This is a genomic window from Variovorax sp. 20P10.2.4 (assembly GCF_058244205.1).
Map to the genome: position 1 here is coordinate 1 of NZ_JBZAYE010000978.1, position 1910 is coordinate 1910.

Here is a 1910-nt window from a genome sequence, read left to right on the forward strand (position 1 = left end):
GCCCGTGAGCCGGCCGTCGGCGTCGCGCCGCACGAAGTTGACCGCGCCGATGCGCGCCGCGCGCGGCGTGGTCGCGTCGAGAAGCGGCAGCACGGCGATCTTGTGCGGGATGGTCACGCCGAAGCCGAGCACGTTGCGCATGCGGCGCAGCGCATCGATCACGGTCGCGAGGTCGGCGGGCGCCACGTGCAGCGGCGACACCGCGATGTCGAGGCCCTCGGCCGCGAAGCGGTCGTTGAGCCGCAGCGAGCCCACCACGTGGGCCACGGGATCGGCCAGCATCAGCATGATGCCGGTGCGGCCGGTGATGCGCATCTCGGTCATGGCGACGCTCAGGCGGGCAGCTCGAACGGGGCCGGATCGAGGAAGCGCCGCAGCACGTTGCCGGTGATGCGGCTCACGTTGTTGTCGTAGCCGTTGTGGCTCAGCGAGAGCACGTAGGAGATCGAGCCGGTGGAGAACACCGCGCCGCCCCTGGCGGTCTCGAAGAACACCATGTCGGCGCGCACCAGCGCGTTCTGCTCGCCGTCGAGGCCATGCACCGTGGTGCGGTACTCCTCGGGCGTGGGCAGCGCGCCCGGGCCCAGGCCGTGCGAGGTCGCGAGCATCACGGCATGCGGCGGCGAACCGAGGCCGACGTCGAAGCGGTCGATCTCGATGCCGACCGCGCCGCCGATGCGCACGCCGTAGTCGCCGATGCGCTCGCCCTGCGCGATGCCCTCGACCGCGAAGGCCACGCGCGCGTCGGCCGCATCGGGCGTCAGCAGGTAGTAGCCCGCGTGGTCGTAGACCATGGCCGAGAAGCCCACGCCGATCAGCTTCTGCGGCGCGAAGCCGCTGTGGCGCCACAGCGCGCCGGGCTCGCCGGTGCCGGCCAGGTGCACCTCGCCGGGCTGCGATTCCCAGGTCCGCGTGCCGGCCATGCCGCGCCGCACCTCGACCGCGGCCGGTGCCTTCGGATGGAAGGCGCAGCGCCAGTAGAAGCCGTTGGCGCCGAGCGCGAGGTGGCGCCCGCCCGCATTCTGGAAGGCCATGATGCCGTTCATCATCGCCTCGCTGTAGTACTCGGGATGCGACAGCGTCGCCAGCACGCGGTAGCCCGCGAGCGCGCCCGCGCCCTGGCGGTCGAGCTCGACGTCGGTCACCACGTCGTAGTCGATGCCCTTCTCCTCGAGCCAGTCGAGGAAGTGGCTGTCGATCGCGAGGTTGCCGGGCTGCGAGCGCGGCCGCATGTTGAGCACCGGGCGCAGCCACGAGCTGTAGGCGCGGCCGCTGCCGTCGATGTGGTGGTCGTAGGTCGACTGGCCGACCTCGGGATGTTCCTGCAGGTAGATGTCGTCGCCGGTCAGCATCAGCAGGCGCTCGGTCAGCACCTCGAAGTGCACCGCGTGCAGCCGCAACGCGCTGTTGGCGTAGGCCATGTAGGTCATGCTCGCGGCCAGCACCGCGAGCGGCGCGCGCTTGGCATCGGCCGCGGGCGTCACGAAGAAGGTGATGAAGGTCTCGGCCGCGCTTCCGTCCACGGGCCGCAGGCGCAGCGCGTGGAAGCCCGACTTCCAGTCGGCCGGCACGTCGAGCTCGAGCGTCGCGGGCCAGCCGCAGTCGTAGATGTCGTCGCTGTGGAAATGGATGGCGCCGTACTCGCGCGGCGCGAGCCGCCAGTCGTGCACGTCGCCGGTCCAGTGCACGCCGGTCATGCCGCGGCAGGGCAGCTGGTGCAGCCGGCCGTCGAGGCGGTTGGGGGAGCGGTCGAGCACCTCGAGCGTGTCGATGCCGTGCGAGAAGTCCCAGCAGGCGATCAGCGCGGCATCGGCCAGGCCCGGGCGCGCGAGGTCGTCGCAGCGGCGCAGCGCATCCACGCCCAGCAGGCCCTCGGCGATGCGCGGTGCCTCGATCTTGCCGTCGTAGTG

General features: G+C 71.7%; 1 protein-coding gene and 1 pseudogene. Both read right to left on the reverse strand.

Annotated elements, in window-relative coordinates; translation table 11 throughout:
• A pseudogene (locus tag AC27VN_RS40145) lies at positions 1–324 on the reverse strand (shikimate dehydrogenase); the annotation flags it as partial.
• A gap of 8 nt (positions 325–332) precedes the next feature.
• Positions 333–1910: N,N-dimethylformamidase beta subunit family domain-containing protein (locus AC27VN_RS40150; RefSeq protein WP_490880311.1), on the reverse strand; the 1578-nt coding region annotated here is incomplete at its 5' end.